This is a genomic window from Pseudonocardia oceani (assembly GCF_019263585.2).
Lineage (GTDB): Bacteria > Actinomycetota > Actinomycetes > Mycobacteriales > Pseudonocardiaceae > Pseudonocardia > Pseudonocardia oceani.
The window spans coordinates 5,001,306-5,015,936 of record NZ_JADQDF010000001.1 but is presented as its reverse complement, the minus strand read 5'-3'; the positions used below and the strand labels follow the sequence as shown (position 1 = coordinate 5,015,936).

Genomic DNA, 14,631 nt, shown 5'->3' with positions numbered 1-14,631 from the left:
CCGATGACCGCCGAGACGACCCGGACGACCTACCACGACCTCCCCGCCCGCCCGGTCCCCGCGGCGCTGTTCACCGAGGAGTCCACCTACCGCCACACGCGGCTGCCGGTGGACCGGGCGTCGACGCTGCTGCCCGACGCCTACACCTCCCCCGAGTTCTTCGCCCTCGAGCGGGAGCGGGTGTTCGCCGCCGGGTGGGTGCCGGTCGGGTTCACCGCCGACGTCGACCGGCCGGGGGCGTGCGTCGTCGTCGACGTCGCGGGCCGCTCGGTGATCGTGACGCGCGACCGCAGCGGCGGGCTGCGCGCCTTCCACAACGTCTGCCGCCACCGCGCCGCCCGCCTGCTCGACGCCGGCGCGCGCGAGCTCGGCAGGCGCGGGCGCATCCGGTGCCCGTACCACAGCTGGACCTACGACTCCGACGGCTCGTGCCTGGGCACGCCGCTGTTCGAGGGCTCCGACGTCCCTGACGGGCAGCAGCCGGTCTTCGACACCTCCGGCGCCACCGCGTTCGACCGCGCCGACCACGGCCTGCTCCCCGTCGCCGTCGACACCTGGGGCTTCCTGCTCTTCGTGAACCTCGTGCCGGACCCCGCGCCGCTGGCCGAGCACCTGGGCGACCTGCCGCAGCGCTTCGCCGACCACGGGCTGCACCGCTGGATCCCGCAGCGCCGCCGCACCTACGACGTCGCCGCCAACCACAAGCTGATCGCCGAGAACTTCATGGAGTACTACCACCTGCCCTGGGTGCACCCGGAGCTGAGCAGGGTCTCGAAGTTCTCCGACCACTACCGCTGGCAGGGGCCCGGCATGTACACGGGGATGTGCACGACGCCGGTGTCGCGCAACACCGACGCCGGCGGCTGGGACGGCCTGGTCGCGCTCGACACCCTGGGCCCCGACGACGCCGACAGCGGCCGCTTCGTCTGGCTGTTCCCCAGCTGCGCGCTGGTGGTCCTGCCCAACCACGCGTTCGTGCTGCTCAACCGCCCCGTCGCGGCGGACCGCACCGTGGAGACCGCGGTCCTGCTCACCCACCCCGCCGCGCTGGAGGCGCCCGGCGCGCAGGAGGGGCTCGACCGGCTCACGGAGTTCTGGGACCTGGTGAACCGGCAGGACCTGGAGATCGTGGAGCGCGTCCAGGAGGGCATCGCGAACCCCGCCTACCGCGGCGGCCGCATGTGCTACCGCTTCGAGGAGCCGCTGCACCGCTTCCAGAACATGGTCGTCGACCGCATGGTCGGCGTCGACCGGGTGCCCGGCGGCGACGCGGGGACGGCCACGCGGATGTTCCCCGACCCGGCCTGAGTGCCGTCCGTCACGGGCGCGGCGCGGCGCGGGCCCGCGACGGGCACTCGGCCGGGTAGGATGGTCACGAGAACCACCCCGCCGGGCCCTGTTCCTCCCGGCGCGGCCGGCCCACCCCGGTGGGTGTCGCGGCCGGTGGCCCGCCCTTCCTCTCCACACAGGCGGCGCCGGGCCCTCCGCGGCGGTGGTCTCCGACGATCCGTGGCCGGGTCCCGTCGCGCAGGAGCCGATCCCGCTCCTCCGGCGGCACCCCCGCGGCGGCACTGCGCGCGGTGGCGGCCCGACCGGGCCCCGCCGGCACCGAGGAGGACGAGTTCGTGGCTCGACGAGGCCAGCCCCGGAACGGGGTTCGCCGCAGCGCCCCGCGCGACCGACGACGGCCCCGCGACGGCGGCGACGACGTCATGTCGGCGCTCGCGCGCGCCGTGCGCGAGATCGAGGCCGCGCTGCGCGGGGGCCGCACGACGGCCGCGACGCGCACCAAGTTCCAGGCGGTCGCGCTGCTGCTGCGCGACGAGCGCTCCCGCGTGCAGTCCGACGGGAGCGGCACGGCCGCGCAGCGGGCCGAGCAGCTCAAGCGCCTCGACGCGATCGCGACGAGCCTCGCGATGGCCGCCGTCCGCGACCCCGGGCTGCTGGCCCTGCTCGCCGAGGACGCCGTGGTCTCCGACGAGGCCCGGTCGCTGCGGCGCGACGTGCTGCGGACCGCGGGCATCGAGCCGGCCTTCGAGACCGGCACCGCCGAGGCCCCGCCGGTGGAGGAGGCCCCCGCCGCCCCCGCCAAGCCGCGGGTGGTGCCGCAGTCGGTCGTCTCGCGCCAGCTCGCCAACCCCTTCCTCGCCCCCGACTTCGCCGCCGCCCGGCCCAGCGCCCCGCGCGCGACGCCGCTGGCCGGCTGGGAGCTGCTGGGGCCGCTGCTGCGCTCCTTCGAGCGCGCCGCGCCCTCGGCGTCGACCTCCATGACGCTGCCCGAGCCGACGCGCCGCACCGTCCCCGGTGGCCGCGAGCTCATGCCCCACCAGGCCCGGCTGGTCTCCGCGGCCGCGCAGGGGCACCGCACGTTCCTGCTCGCCGACGAGCCCGGGCTGGGCAAGACGGCCCAGGCGCTGCTCGCCGCCGAGGCCGCGAACGCCTACCCGCTGCTCGTCGTCGTGCCCAACGTGGTCAAGACCAACTGGGTGCGCGAGGCCGGGCTGTGGACGCCGCACCGCCGGGCCACCGCGATCCACGGCAACGGCGACGCCGTCGACGGGTTCGCCGACATCGTCGTCGTCAACTACGAGGTGCTCGACCGCCACGTCGGCTGGCTCGGCGAATTCGGCTTCCGCGGGATGGTCGTCGACGAGGCGCACTTCATCAAGAACAAGACCTCGCAGCGGTCCAAGCACGTGCTGGACCTGTCCGAGCGGATCCGGTCGTTCACCGCGCGCCCGCTGCTCATGGCGCTCACCGGCACGCCGCTGATCAACGGCATCGAGGACTTCCTCGCGATCTGGCAGTTCCTCGGCTGGATCGACGCCACCAAGCCCCGCGCCGAGCTGATGGACTCCCTCGCCGCCACCGGCCTGAACCCGGCCGACCCGGGCTTCTACACCGCCGCCCGCACGTCGGTGGTCGACCTCGGCATCGTCCGGCGCCGCAAGGTCGACGTGGCCGCCGACATCCCGGCGCGCCGCGTGGCCGACCTCCCCGTCGAGCTCGACGGCGCCGCCGGCCGCTCGATCCGCGCGGCCGAGCGCGACCTCGCCCGCCGCATGGTGGCCCGCTACTCCGACGCCATCGCCAACCGGCGCTCCGGGCCCGTGGTCGAGGGCATCGACCACGAGCTCGTCCGCCGGGTGGCCCGCTGGGAGCAGAAGGACGCCGCCGAGGCGGGGTCGGGCGACAACGTGTTCGGCATGATGCGCCGGATCGGCCAGGCGAAAGCCGGGCTCGCCGCCGACTACGCGGCGCAGCTCGCGCACAGCGCGGGCAAGGTCGTCTTCTTCGCCAAGCACGTCGACGTGATGGACGCCGCCGAGGAGCTGTTCGCCGAGCGCGGCATCCGGTACTCCTCGATCCGGGGCGACCAGACCCCGACCGTGCGCCAGCGCAACATCGACGCGTTCGTCGAGGACCCGGGCGTCGCCGTCGCGGTCTGCTCGCTCACCGCTGCCGGCGTCGGCATCAACCTACAGGTGGCGTCCAACATCGTCCTCGCGGAGCTGTCCTGGACCGCCGCCGAGCAGACCCAGGCCATCGACCGCAGCCACCGGATCGGCCAGGCCGAGCCGGTCACCGCGTGGCGGATCATCGCCGCGCAGACGATCGACGCCCGGATCGCCGAGCTGATCGACAGCAAGGCGGGGCTCGCCGCCCAGGCCCTCGACGGCTCCGAGGAGGAGGTCGGCTCGTCGACCGACGTGCAGCACGCCGCGCTCGTCGCGCTGCTGACCGACGCGCTGACCGCCGCGTAGGGGGGCGGTCAGGAGCCGGTCAGGTCCACCACCTCCAGCGTCGGCGGTCTCGGTGCGCCGCGGGTCGATCACGATCATGCGGCGGTCGGGGTCGTTGCGCAGCGTGTCGAGCACGGTGCGGGCGTTGGGGAACCCGTGCGCAGTCCACGGGTTGCAGCCGATGGCCACCAGCAGGTCGCAGTCCTCGACGCCCTCCGCGGTGTGGCAGCTCTCGGAGCCGGCCACTCGGCCGTCGGTCAGCCCACCTCGCGGACGAGATCCAGGGCCCGGCCGAGCGTGGTCAGGCGCTCGTCGAGGGTCTCCCCCGCCGGGTAGAGCCGCACGATGTCGACGCCCGCGTCGCGCCACACCCCCAGCCGGGTGCGGACCATGTCCTCGGTGCCGATCAGCGTGGTGCCCAGCACCATCTCGTCGGTGACGAGCCCGGCGGCGCCGTCGCGGTCGCCGCCCTGCCAGCGCTCGCGCACGGCCGCGGCGACGTCGGCCCAGCCCTGGCGGCTGTAGGCGTCGTTGTAGTAGTTGGTGGTGGCCGAGCCCATGCCGCCGAGGCTGAAGGCGAGCTCCTTCTTGCGGGTGGCCACCATCGCGGTCAGCGCCTCCTCGTCGGCGGCGAACGCGACCTCCGCGCCCTGGCACACGTCGAGGTCCTTGCGCGTGCGGCCGGCCTTCGCGAGCCCGGCGTCGAGGTGGGTGAAGTAGGCGTCGGAGCCCTCGGGGACGAAGCTGGTGCCGAGCCAGCCGTCGGCCAGCTCCCCGGTGAGCTCCAGCATCTTCGGCGACATCGTGGCCAGGAAGATCGGGAGGTCGGGCTGCGGCGCGCTCGACAGCCGCATCGGCCGGCCCTCGCCGTCGGGCAGCGGGATCGCGATCGTCCGCCCGGAGAAGCTCACCTTCTCCCCGCGCAGCGCCTGCCGGACGACCTCGATCGTCTCGCGGGTGCGGGTCATCGGCCGGGCGAACGGCACGCCGTGCAGGCCCTCGATGACCTGGGGGCCCGACGGGCCGAGGCCGAGCAGGAAGCGGCCGTCGGACATCTCGTTGAGCGTGGCCGCCGCCTGCGCGACGGCGACCGCGGTGCGGACGCCGACCTGCATGATCCCCGAGCCCAGCAGCATGCTCTGCGTGCGGCCGGCGAGGAAGCCCAGCGTCGACGGGGCGTCGGAACCCCAGGCCTCGGCGACCCAGCAGATGTCGAGACCGAGCTTCTCGGCCTCGACCACGAAGTCGAGCGTCTCCTGCCAGGTACCGCGCTGGGACGCCTCGACGGTGGTAGCGGTGCGCACCTCAGGCTCCGGCCGCAGGAGTGGAGCCCGCAGGAGCGGAGGCGGCCTCGACGCGGGCCTTGATACCGGCGAGCGAGGCGGACATGTTCTTCTCGAACTCGCGCATCCGCACGAAGACGATCTTCTGCTCCTTGTCGGGCATCTCGTCGATGGCGAGGCTGAGGCCCGAGCGGCCCGGGCCCATCTGCATCCACTGCCGCAGCCGCGTGCCGTCGCCCTCGGGCTCGAGGGTGTAGCGCCACACCGCCGTCGGGTTCTCGACGTCCTCGACCGCCCAGGCGAACACCTCCGGCTCGGCGCACTCGACGATCTCGGAGACCGTCGACCACTCGCCGAGCGCGGGGTGCTTGCTGGAGCCGCGGAACCTCGCGCCGACCTCGGGCCGCGCGCGCCCGTCGAGCCACTCGACCGTCTGGAGCTCCTCGCTCATCGACGGCATCAGCGTCGGGTCCGCGACGGTCGCCCACACCGCCTCGGGGGCCGCGGCGACCCACGTGTCCACCTCGACCGTGGGGATGTCCGCGTAGGTCGCACCGGTCCACTCCATGACGTCGCCTCCTGGGTTCGGCTGCCCGCTCGCCGATAGAGTTGCTCATTTGAACTGACCTGTCAACGCAGAGCACCGGCCGGACGGGGACCCCCCGCCCGGCCGGTGCCCGGACGACCTCAGAGACCGAAGCGCTGCTTGACGTCCTCGCGGTGGGTGAGCCGCTCGGGGTAGCCCGGCCCGATGTGCAGCGTGGTGTCGGCCGAGGTCATCGGCTCGTGGCAGCTGCTGCAGACCACCTCGGCGACGGCGTCGTGCCCGCACCGCTCGTGGCGCAGGAGGATGGGCGGGCCCGCCTCCTCCGACAGCCACTCGTCGCCCCACTTCTGCAGGGCCATCAGCACCGGGAAGAACTCCCGGCCCTTGCGGGTGAGCACGTAGTCGTAGCGCACCGGGTCGGACTGGTAGGCCCGCTTCTCCATCAGGCCCTCGGCGACCAGCGTCTTGAGCCGGTCGGCGAGGGTGTTGCGCGCGATGTTCAGACCCTTGTGGAAGTCGTCGAACCGCTGGATGCCGTAGAACGCCTCGCGCAGGACCAGCGGGGTCCACCAGTCCCCCAGCAGGTCCATCGCGCGGGCGATGGAGCAGGGCCAGTTCGCGAAGGATGTTCGCCTCATGGCGCGATGATAGCGGGTAGAGATTCGAGACTGAGCAGCTCAGCCAGCTCCACGGTCGCGGGTCGCACAGCCGGGAATCGCAGCGCGGCCGCGACGCGCGTGCCCTGGTCGATGGCCCTGTCGCGTCGTGCCCGGCGGCCTCGTCGGCCCCGCCGATGACGTGCACCGAGGCCCCGCCGTCCCGCGGCGCGTCGAGGAGGTCGCGCACGGGCTCCTGGCCCGCACACCACGACCGTGTCCCGTGTCCACGGCCAGCACCCGCGCGCCCGGCCCGTCGTCGCCGTCGACGGTCAGGTGCAGCCCGGCGGCGTCGATCCGGTCGTAGGTCGATCCGGTCGTAGCCGACCCCGGCGATCTGTCGTGCGCGACCTCGGCGACGGCGTGCACCGCGTCGACGACCTCGTCGCGCACCTCGGGATCTCGCGCACGGTGCTGGCCGGGCGCCTGGCCGAGCTGGTCGCGGTCGGGGCGGTGGAGCGCGTCGACCACCGCGAACCCGGGTCGCGGCGGCGCCAGGAGTACCACCCTCACGGCCGCGGGCGTGGAGCTCGGCCCGGTGCTGGCGGGGATGGGACGTGGGGCAGGGGGCACCTGCCGCAGAACCTCCCGCGGACGGGACGCGCGAGACGTCTTCCGTCCGCGCGTCGCACTGGTTAGCCTGTCCTCAGTTCGGAGGAGGAGGGGCTCGTGTCGCTGCGACTGCCCGTGGGCGAGGTGACCGTGCTGCTGGGCCCGAGCGTGGCCCGGCGCCGGATGATGAACCGGCTCGACGACGCCACCGGTCGCTGTGCCGACGGGCACGACGCGGGGGTGCGCCGGCTCGGCGCCCGACCGGTCGACCCGCTGGCCGACCGGCTGGTGGCGCTCGACGCGGTCGAGCCCGGCCGGGTGGCGATCCTGCTGGTCGACCGCTTCACCGACGGTCTCGCCGCCGCGCAACGCAGGGCCGTGCTGGCCCGGCTGCCCGCCCTGGCGGCGTCGGGGGTGGCCGTCCTCGTCGACGACGCCGACCCGGTGGCCGGGATGGCCGTGGCCGACGGCGCACTGCGCGTCGACCGGAGCGGCGACATCCGGGTGGAGCAGCTGGCCTACCTGGCCTCGTAGGTGAGGCAGTCGGCGTTGTCGGCGCCGGCACCGACGCTCACCGACGCGGCGGTGCACTCGAGCTTCTCGTTGTAGCGGCACTCCGAGCGGTGGCAGGCACCGACGAGGCCGTTGTCGGCGCTACCGCCGCGGAACGAGATCTCGACGAAGGTGCCGCAGTGGGCGTGGTCGCCGCCGATGGTGATGGCGCCGGCGTGGCAGCTGCTGCTCTCGTTGTAGGAGCAGGCGGTCACGGAGCAGTCCTGCACCTGGGGCATGTTCTGGGTCGAGGTCATGGGATGAGGATGAGGAACCGGACAAGCTCCCGCCACCGGAGTCAGCCTGACCTCACCGATGATCAGTCCGGCCTCAGTTGCCGGGACGACCAGCGGCGACGCATTCCCAAACGCCGCAATTCGGTGCCCCAGGTCACACCGCAGTAGGTCCGTACGGGTGATGCGCGTCGGGCTCGTAGGCCTGCGCACCCGTACGGTCGGATCAGCGTCCCCGGTACTGCGCCTTGCCGGGCCCCTCGCTGAGGAACGACGCGACCGCGCCCCGCAGGTCGTCGGTGTCGAACAGCGCACCCGAGACGGCGGGCACGGCGTCGTCGGCCGCGCGGACGCCCTCGCGCACCGCCGTCGTGACCAGCTCCTTCGTCGCCGCGTGGGCCACCGTCGGACCGGCGGCGAGGCGCCGGGCGAACCGGCGCGCCGCGTCGGCGAAGCCCTCGTCGGGCAGCACCCGGTTGACCACACCCCACTGCGCCAGCTCCGCCGCCGGGAAGCGCCCGCCGGTGTAGATCAGCTCCTTGGCCCGCGCCGGGCCCGCGCGCTCGGCGAGGCGTTGCGGCCCGCCCATCGACGGCGTCAGCCCGACGACGATCTCCACCAGCCCGAAGGTGGCCTTCTCGGCCGCCAGCAGCAGGTCGCACGCCAGGGCCAGCTCGAACGCGGCCGTGAGGGTGAGGCCGTGCGCGGCGAACACCGTGGGCACCGGCAGGTCCTCGAGCCCCTGCGCGACCGGCAGCAGCCGCTCCCACAGCTCGGCCCCGCGCGCGGCCGGGTCGGGGCCGTCGGCGATGCCGGCGAACAGCGTGACGTCGACGCCGCCGGACACGACCTTGCCCCGCGCCTCGACGAGCACCGCCCGCGCGCGGTCCTCGCGCGCCGGGTCGCAGAGCGCGGTGAGCTCGCCGACGACCTGCTCCCACGCGGCGAACACCGCCTCGTCGAACAGGTTCAGCGGAGGGGCGTCGAGGACGACGACCGCGAGGTCGCCGTCGCGCTCGATCCGGACGGGGGAGGTCGAGTCCGTCGAGGACGGGGTCGGTGCGGTCATCGCCCCATCCTGACACCGGGTGGGAGGAGGGACCGCTACTCGACGCGCATCCGCCAGGCGTCGGTGACGAGCTCGGCGAGGCGGTCGACGGTGACGCGCGGCAGGCGCACCATCACCAGCGGCAGGCCGTCGTAGCCGGGGACGGTGAAGAAGAGCTCGGGCTCGCCGAGCACCAGGGCCTGCTTCTCGGCCTCGTCGCCGACGTAGAGCACGGCGACGTCGGTGCGCAGGACGCGGCGGCGCCCGGGCTCGCGCTCGGGGTAGGACCACACGAACCCGCGCCCGCCGACGCGGAAGTCGAAGCCGTCGGACTCGTTCTCCACGGCGCCGTCGAGGGCGAGGGCGAGCCGGCGGACGTCGTCGGCGTCAGCCATCGCGGTCCCGCACGGACGGCAGCCTAGGGCGCGGCACCGACAGGGGCGAGCACTACGGTTGCCGGGTGCCGATGACCGCCAAGTACGCCACCACCTGCGGCGTCTGCGCCTCCGCCATCTCGCCCGGCGAGGAGATCGCCCGCTCCGGGAACGTGTGGGCGCACACGGCCTGCGCCGCGGCGCCCGGCGCCGCCCCCGCGGCGGCGCCGGCGAAGAAGTCGCCTGCTCGCAAGGCCGCCGCCAAGCCCGCCCGCCCCGACATGCCCGCCCCCGACGGCGCCCTGGAGGTCTGGACCGACGGCGCCTGCTCGGGCAACCCCGGCCCCGGCGGCTGGGCCTGGGCCACGCGCGACGGGCGCCAGGACAGCGGGGGCGAGTCGCCGACCACCAACCAGCGCATGGAGATCCGCGCCGCGCTGGAGGCCGTGCGGGCGCTGGAGGGGCCGCTGGTCGTCGTCAGCGACTCGACCTACGTCGTCAACTGCTTCCGCGACCGCTGGTGGAAGGGCTGGATCGACCGCGGCTGGGTCACCAGCGCGAAGAAGCCCGTGGTCAGCCGCGACCTGTGGGAGCCGCTGATCACGCTGGTCAACGGGCGCGGCGACGTGTCCTTCCGCTGGGTGAAGGGCCACTCCGGCGACGAGATGAACGACCTCGTCGACGTCCTCGCCGTCGAGCAGTCGCAGGCCGCGGCGGGGCGGGGCCTCCGCCCCGGGTCCTGAGCGGGCCCCTCAGGCCAGCTCCGCCCGCAGCAGCGCCGCCGCCCCGGCCATCGCCCGCATCTTGCCCTCGGCGCTCTCCCGCGGCAGGTACTTCATGCCGCAGTCGGTGCTGATGACCAGGTTCTCCGGCGCGGTGTGGGCGAACGCGCGACGCACGCGGCCCGCCACGACCTCGGGCGTCTCGACGGCCGGGTCGGACAGGTCGACGACCCCGAGCAGCACCGTCTTGCCCGAGAGGTCGGCGAGCACGCCCAGGTCGAGCCCGGACTGCGCGGTCTCGATCGACACCTGGTCGACGGAGCACCCGGCCAGCTCGGGCAGGAACGAGTAGCCCTCGGGCCGCTCGTGGATGATCGCGGCGTAGCCGAAGCAGATGTGCACCGCGGTCGTGCCGGTGACGCCCTCGAGTGCGGCGTTGAGCGCGGCGAGGCCGTAGGCGCGGGCGGCGTCCGGGCGGGCCTGCATGTACGGCTCGTCGATCTGCACGACGTCGGCGCCGGCGGCGTGCAGGTCGCGGATCTCGGCGTTGACGGCGGCCGCGTAGTCCATCGCGGCGGCCTCCGCGTCGGGGTAGTGGTCGTTCTGCGCCTGCTGGCTCATCGTGAACGGCCCGGGCACCGTCATCTTGATCGTGCGGTCGGTGTGGGCGCGCAGGAAGCGCACGTCGTCGACCTCGACGGGCCGCGTCCGGCGGATCGGGCCGGTGATGCGCGGGACCGGGTTGGGGTGGCCGCTGCGGTCCAGCGCCGTGCCGGGGTTGTCGACGTCGACGCCGTCGAGCGCGGTGGCGAAGTGGTTGGAGTAGGACTCCCGGCGGATCTCCCCGTCGGTGAGGATGTCGAGCCCGGCCTCCTCCTGCGCGCGGATCGCGAGCAGCGTGGCGTCGTCCTGGGCCTGCGCGAGGTGCTCGGGCGCCGGGCGCCACAGCTCCTTCGCACGCACCCGCGGCGGGAAGCGCCCGGCGAGCTTGGCGCGGTCGATCAGCCAGTCGGGCTGGGCGTAGGACCCCACCAGCGACGTCGGCAGCAGCGGCAGGGACATGAGGGGCCTCCGGGCGGTCAGGGGACGAGGACGACGCGGCCGCGGGCGGCACCGTCGCGCTGGCGGGTCCAGGCGTCGGCGGCGTCGTCGAGCGGGACGCGCTCGTGGAGCACGGTCAGCTCGCCGGCCGCGGCGAAGCGGGCGACGGCCTGCACGGCGTCGCGGCGGCGGGCGGGGTCCAGGGCGTTGTTGGTGTAGCCCAGGACGTCGAGCGAGCGGCTGCGCAGCGTCGCCGAGTCGACGCTGCAGGCGGGGGCGGCCGCGCCGCCGAGGTTCACCAGCCGGCCGCCGGTGCGCAGCGAGGCGAGCGCGGCGGCGGCGGGAGGGCCGGACAGGGGGTCGATGACGAGGTCGGGCCCGCCGTCGGTGGCCGCGGTCATCCGGGCGGTCCAGTCGTCCCCGTCGAGCAGGACGGTGGCGTCGGCCCCGTGCCGGCGCGCCCGGTCGAGCGCGGACGCCGACCGCGCGCAGGCGACGACCCGCCCGGCCCCGGCCAGGCGCGCGAGCTGCACGGCCGTCTCGCCGACGGCCCCGCCCGCGCCGAGCACGAGCACGGTCTCCCCCGGCGCGAGCCGGCCGCGCCAGGTCAGGCACATCCACGCGGCGACGGCGGACAGGCCGAGCGCCCCGGCCAGCACCGGGTCGACGCCCGGTGGGAGCGCGACGACGTCGTCGGCGGTGACGGCGGCGCGCTGGGCCATGCTGCCGTCGCCCGGCGCCATGCCCGCGCTCGTGGCGAACCAGACGGGGGTGCCCGCGGTGAGGTCGCCCAGCGGCGAGGCGAGGGTGCCGACGCCCTGCACGCCCGGGACGTAGGGCGTGGCGGGCGCACCGAAGTAGGAGGTGCCCGAGGCGCAGAGGACGTCGAGCGGCGTGATCGGGGCGGCGAGGACGTCGACCAGTACGCCTGCGGGCTCGGCCCGCTCCCCCACCTCGGGCGGGTGGCCCGCCGTGCGGATCTCCGCGGCCCGCATCAGCCCGCGGCCTGCAGGACGAAGTCGTAGCGCGCCTCGAGCCACGGCACGTCCGACGTGCCGCCGTCGGGCGTGGGGCCGGGCTCCCGCGGCTCGAACGCGACGACGAGCTCGGGCTTGGTGCCGAACACGACGTCGCTGTCGAGGTACTGCGCACCCTCCTGGAACAGGTGGGTGATCAGCGGGTGGAAGCCGGGGACGTCGAGCAGGACGTGCACGTGCGCGGGGCGGTGGTGGCTGATGTCGGTGCGGGAGATCAGCTCGCCGACCGGGCCGTCCATCGGGATCGCGTAGCCCCTGGGCGCGATGGTCCGCACGCAGTAGGTGCCGTCGGCGCGGGTGGCGTACTTCGCGCGCAGCCGGGCCTCGTCGACGGGGAGCTGGGCCTCGTAGGCGCCGTCCTCGTCGGCCTGCCACACGTCGAGCACCGCGCCGCCGACGGGCGTGCCGTCGAGCCCGCGGACGGTCCCGGTGAGGTAGAGCGGCGCGCCGGGCAGGCCCTGGCTCATGTCCTCGCCGAAGCCCAGCTCGGGCGAGCCGTCGATGTGGAAGGGGCCGAGCACGGTGGCCGGGGTGGCCGCCGGGTCCAGCTCGTGGTTCATCTGCACGACGAGCATCGACAGGCCGAGCACGTCGGAGGCGAGGATGAACTCCTCGCGCTTCTCGTCGCTGATCTGCCCGGTGGCGGTCAGCCAGCGGATCGCCGCCATCCACTCGGCCTCGGTGAGGCGCACCTCGCGGGCGAAGTCGTGCAGGTGGCGGACCAGCGCCGTGAGGACCTCGCCGGTGCGCGGGTCGTGCGCGGTGCCCCAGCGGGCGGTGGCGGCGTCGGTGATGGTGTCGGCGGTGACGGCGTCCATCTCAGATCCCCTCGGTCGGGTACGGGTCGGGCTCGACCGACCGGTTGTTCAGGTCCACGGACAGGAAGATGTCGTTGCCGACGGGGTGGCGCAACTCCTCCGCCAGCTGCCCGATCAGGCCGGCGGTGCGGGCGAGCAGCGCGAAGCCGCGCAGCAGCTCCAGCGGCAGGCCGAGGTCGGCCAGCGCGGCGCCGCAGACGCCGGCGCCGTTGAGCGGCAGCGTCTTCCCCAGCACCCGCGGGTGGACCCGGCCGATGGCGGCGAACAGCGAGAGGTGCGGGCCGTAGAGGCCCTCCTCGGTGGCGACGGCGAACAGCCGCGGGGTGCGCGGGTCGCCGTCCTTGTGCACGTGGTGGCCCAGGCCCGGCACGAACCGCTTGGCCTCCCGCTGCGCGCGCACGACGTCGAGGGCGAGCGCGTCCCAGCCGGCGTCGTCGACGGGGAGCTCGTCGGGCAGGTGCGCGTGCAGGAACCGGCCGCAGTCCTCGGTGACGCCCAGGAAGCGCGACCCGCCGCCGAGCAGGCCGGCCGCGAGCGCGCCCTGCACGGAGTCGGGCGCGGACAGGTAGGTGAGGCGCGTGACGATCGCGGTCGGGGTGAAGCCGTGGTCGGCCAGCGCGGCGAGCACGGCCTCGAACACGCGGGTCTCGCCGGAGCTGGGGCGGCGCTGGGTGGCGAGCCAGAACGCGAGCTCGCCGAACCCGACCTTCCCCATGACGTCCTCGGCGAGGTCGTGGCCGAGCAGCGTGATCGTCTCGCGGGACGAGGCGCCCAGCGCGGTGGGGTACTCAGGCACCGGTCTCCTCCAGCCACGTGCGCAGCTCGGCGCCGTGCTCGTCGAGCTCGGGCGGGGGCAGCCGGTAGGCCGCGGGCGTCGCGGAGAAGCGGATCGGGTGCCGGGTCGTGGGCACCGCGCGTTCGCCCTCCCCCACCTCGACGACGGGGTCGAGCCCGAACCGCTCGGCCATCGCGAACCCACCGTCGATGGTGCCGATGGGCCCGCACGGCACGCCCACCTTCGTCAGCTCCTCGAACCACTCGACGGCGCCGCGGGTGGCGAGCCGATCGGTGAGGATCGGGCGCAGCTCCTCGCGGTGCGCGGTGCGGTCGGCGTTGCGGGCGAAGCGCGGGTCGTCGGGCACCCCGGGGATGCCGAGCACGTCGCACAGCTTGCGGAACTGCCCGTCGTTGGCCGCGGCGACGATGAGGTCGTCGTCGGCGGTGGGCAGCGGCTCGTAGGGGAAGACGCTGGGGTGCGCGTTGCCCATGCGGGTGGGCACGACGCCGCCCGCGACGTAGGCGGAGCTGTGGTTGACCAGCCCGGTCAGCGCGGAGGACAGCAGGTTGACCTCGACGTGCTGGCCCTCGCCGGTGGCGTCGCGGTGGCGCAGGGCGGCGAGGATGCCGATGACGGCGTGGTTGCCGGCCATGACGTCGAACACGGAGATGCCGGCGCGGTAGGGCGGCCCGTCGGCGTCGCCCGTCAGGCTCATCAGGCCGGAGATCGCCTGCACCATGAGGTCGTAGCCGGGGACGTGCGCGCCCGCACCGGAGCCGAAGCCGCTGATCGAGGCGTAGACGGCGCGGGGGTTGGCGGCGCGGACGGTGTCGTGGTCGAGCCCGAAGCGGGCCAGGCCGCCGGGCTTGAAGTTCTCGACGACGACGTCGGCGCGGCGCACCAGTTCGCGGGCGACGGCGGCGTCGGCGTCGTCGCGCAGGTCCAGCGCGATCGACCGCTTCCCGCGGTTGACGCCCAGGTAGTAGGTGGACGTCTCACCCCGCACGGGCGGCGTCCAGGTGCGCGTCTCGTCGCCCTGGGGGCTCTCGACCTTGACGACCTCGGCCCCCATGTCCGCCAGCAGCATCGTGGCGTACGGCCCGGCGAGGACGCGGGAGAGGTCGGCGACCAGCACCCCTGACAGCGGTCCCGGCATGCACCCTCCTCGTCCGACTGGCGGACAGTCGTCCGCCAAAGCCGAGTCTCCGCCGTACCGCCCGAGCGGTCAAGCCGGGGCGACTCCGGGG

At 74.6% G+C, this 14,631-nt stretch carries 16 protein-coding genes; 5 read left to right on the top strand and 11 right to left on the bottom strand.

Going from position 1 to position 14,631, the window contains the following annotated elements; genetic code table 11:
• The first annotated feature begins 3 nt into the window (after window positions 1-3).
• Window positions 4-1,308, top strand: a complete 1,305-nt coding sequence (locus I4I82_RS24990; protein ID WP_218596057.1) for an aromatic ring-hydroxylating oxygenase subunit alpha — start codon at window positions 4-6, stop codon at window positions 1,306-1,308.
• Between the two features lie 404 nt (window positions 1,309-1,712).
• Entirely contained in the window at window positions 1,713-3,764 is a 2,052-nt protein-coding gene (locus I4I82_RS24985; RefSeq protein ID WP_218596056.1) for a DEAD/DEAH box helicase, read from the top strand.
• A 236-nt stretch (window positions 3,765-4,000) separates the two neighbouring features.
• On the opposite strand, the gene I4I82_RS24980 is transcribed toward I4I82_RS24985, so the two are convergent.
• From I4I82_RS24980 to I4I82_RS24970, 3 genes are all read right to left on the bottom strand, one after another.
• Window positions 4,001-5,047, bottom strand: coding sequence for an LLM class flavin-dependent oxidoreductase (locus tag I4I82_RS24980; RefSeq protein WP_218593696.1), 1,047 nt, complete (start codon window positions 5,045-5,047; stop codon window positions 4,001-4,003).
• A gap of 1 nt (window position 5,048) precedes the next feature.
• Window positions 5,049-5,594: an SRPBCC family protein gene (locus I4I82_RS24975; RefSeq protein WP_218593697.1), complete on the bottom strand. Its 546-nt coding sequence runs from the start codon at window positions 5,592-5,594 to the stop codon at window positions 5,049-5,051.
• Between the two features lie 119 nt (window positions 5,595-5,713).
• A complete protein-coding gene (locus I4I82_RS24970) occupies window positions 5,714-6,211 on the bottom strand; it encodes a winged helix-turn-helix transcriptional regulator (protein WP_218593698.1) in 498 nt (165 codons plus the stop codon).
• Window positions 6,212-6,445: 234 nt separating this feature from the next.
• Here I4I82_RS24970 and I4I82_RS24965 point away from each other — a divergent pair, with 234 nt between their 5' ends.
• Complete coding sequence (locus I4I82_RS24965; protein ID WP_308112826.1) at window positions 6,446-6,868, top strand: winged helix-turn-helix transcriptional regulator; 423 nt, start codon at window positions 6,446-6,448, stop codon at window positions 6,866-6,868.
• 30 nt (window positions 6,869-6,898) lie between these two features.
• A complete protein-coding gene (locus tag I4I82_RS24960) occupies window positions 6,899-7,315 on the top strand; it encodes a hypothetical protein (protein WP_218593699.1) in 417 nt (138 codons plus the stop codon).
• Here I4I82_RS24960 and I4I82_RS24955 read toward each other — a convergent pair.
• The 3 genes from I4I82_RS24955 to I4I82_RS24945 all read right to left on the bottom strand — a co-directional run bounded on the left by I4I82_RS24955 (window position 7,300) and on the right by I4I82_RS24945 (window position 9,009).
• Window positions 7,300-7,590: a DUF1540 domain-containing protein gene (locus tag I4I82_RS24955; protein WP_218593700.1), complete on the bottom strand. Its 291-nt coding sequence runs from the start codon at window positions 7,588-7,590 to the stop codon at window positions 7,300-7,302. The two genes, I4I82_RS24960 and I4I82_RS24955, sit on opposite strands and share 16 nt — an antisense overlap.
• Window positions 7,591-7,792: 202 nt before the next feature.
• Window positions 7,793-8,635 carry an enoyl-CoA hydratase/isomerase family protein gene (locus I4I82_RS24950; protein WP_218593701.1) on the bottom strand — a complete coding sequence of 281 codons (843 nt, stop codon included), beginning with the start codon at window positions 8,633-8,635 and terminating at the stop codon, window positions 7,793-7,795.
• A 35-nt stretch (window positions 8,636-8,670) separates the two neighbouring features.
• Complete coding sequence (locus tag I4I82_RS24945; RefSeq protein WP_218593702.1) at window positions 8,671-9,009, bottom strand: MmcQ/YjbR family DNA-binding protein; 339 nt, start codon at window positions 9,007-9,009, stop codon at window positions 8,671-8,673.
• A gap of 71 nt (window positions 9,010-9,080) precedes the next feature.
• Between I4I82_RS24945 and I4I82_RS24940 the strand changes: the two genes are divergently transcribed.
• A complete protein-coding gene (locus tag I4I82_RS24940; RefSeq protein ID WP_218596526.1) occupies window positions 9,081-9,731 on the top strand; it encodes a ribonuclease H family protein in 651 nt (216 codons plus the stop codon).
• A 9-nt stretch (window positions 9,732-9,740) separates the two neighbouring features.
• On the opposite strand, the gene I4I82_RS24935 is transcribed toward I4I82_RS24940, so the two are convergent.
• Genes I4I82_RS24935 through I4I82_RS24915 form a run of 5 tightly spaced genes read right to left on the bottom strand, consistent with a single transcriptional unit; the run spans window position 9,741 to window position 14,540 of the window.
• The gene (locus I4I82_RS24935) at window positions 9,741-10,772 is read right to left on the bottom strand and encodes a uroporphyrinogen decarboxylase family protein (RefSeq protein ID WP_218592826.1); all 1,032 of its coding nucleotides are present in this window, start codon (window positions 10,770-10,772) and stop codon (window positions 9,741-9,743) included.
• Window positions 10,773-10,789: 17 nt separating this feature from the next.
• Window positions 10,790-11,746 (bottom strand): quinone oxidoreductase family protein, encoded by a 957-nt coding sequence (locus I4I82_RS24930; protein WP_218592827.1) that lies wholly within the window; start codon window positions 11,744-11,746, stop codon window positions 10,790-10,792.
• Window positions 11,746-12,606: a dioxygenase family protein gene (locus tag I4I82_RS24925; RefSeq protein WP_218592828.1), complete on the bottom strand. Its 861-nt coding sequence runs from the start codon at window positions 12,604-12,606 to the stop codon at window positions 11,746-11,748. Before I4I82_RS24925 ends, I4I82_RS24930 begins: the two co-directional genes overlap by 1 nt.
• A 1-nt stretch (window position 12,607) precedes the next feature.
• Window positions 12,608-13,402: a citryl-CoA lyase gene (locus I4I82_RS24920; RefSeq protein ID WP_218592829.1), complete on the bottom strand. Its 795-nt coding sequence runs from the start codon at window positions 13,400-13,402 to the stop codon at window positions 12,608-12,610.
• Window positions 13,395-14,540 carry a CaiB/BaiF CoA transferase family protein gene (locus tag I4I82_RS24915; protein ID WP_218592830.1) on the bottom strand — a complete coding sequence of 382 codons (1,146 nt, stop codon included), beginning with the start codon at window positions 14,538-14,540 and terminating at the stop codon, window positions 13,395-13,397. The genes I4I82_RS24920 and I4I82_RS24915 overlap by 8 nt, the downstream gene beginning before the upstream one ends.
• Between the last annotated feature and the right edge of the window lie 91 nt (window positions 14,541-14,631).